Raw genomic sequence first — 550 nt, forward strand, 5'->3', positions numbered from 1 at the left:
CAAGAACGACCCGATCTTTCCGGCCCTGGGCGCCGAGCCCTACAAGCGCGACCTGAAGGATCTCGAGTTCCACCTGCTCGACACCGGCCATTTCGCCCTGGAGGAGGAGGGACCCTTCATCGCGGAGCGGATGCTTGCCTTCCTTGACCGCGTGACACAGCCATAACGGCAAGCGCGCAGTATTACGCCGCCACGCTTCAGCGTGGCGGCGTGGCCGCGTCTCCGGTCCGGCAAGGACCTATTTCGTGGTGACGAGGCGGTAGCCGGCGTCGTAGGCATCGAGATCCAGCAGGTGGCCGTAGCGCGCGGCCCAGGCGCCGGAGTTCAGGTCGCCGGACAGTCTTTCCAGGGCCTCGCTCACGTCGCCCAGCGCCCAGAAGGAAGACATGGCCGCGCGGACTTTGGGATCGAGATAAGCCGCAGGCCGCAGCCAGTAGGCATAGAGGAATCCGTCCACGCAACCGTGTGGCACCGCAACGGCGGAAATCTCGACGGGCCCGAGCCATTCTTCGTAGTTCGTCAGGCGGGGCATTTGCCCCTCATCCAGGGT

The 550-nt window shown here is 65.3% G+C and carries 1 protein-coding gene; it reads right to left on the bottom strand.

Annotated features, from left to right (window positions below):
• Positions 1-238: 238 nt before the first annotated feature.
• Positions 239-550: hypothetical protein (locus ACKGJN_RS16685; RefSeq protein ID WP_409540695.1), on the bottom strand; the 312-nt coding region annotated here is incomplete at its 5' end.

The sequence above is a fragment of the Gillisia xinjiangensis genome, assembly GCF_046298265.1.
In the GTDB taxonomy this organism is placed as follows: domain Bacteria; phylum Bacteroidota; class Bacteroidia; order Flavobacteriales; family Flavobacteriaceae; genus Gillisia; species Gillisia xinjiangensis.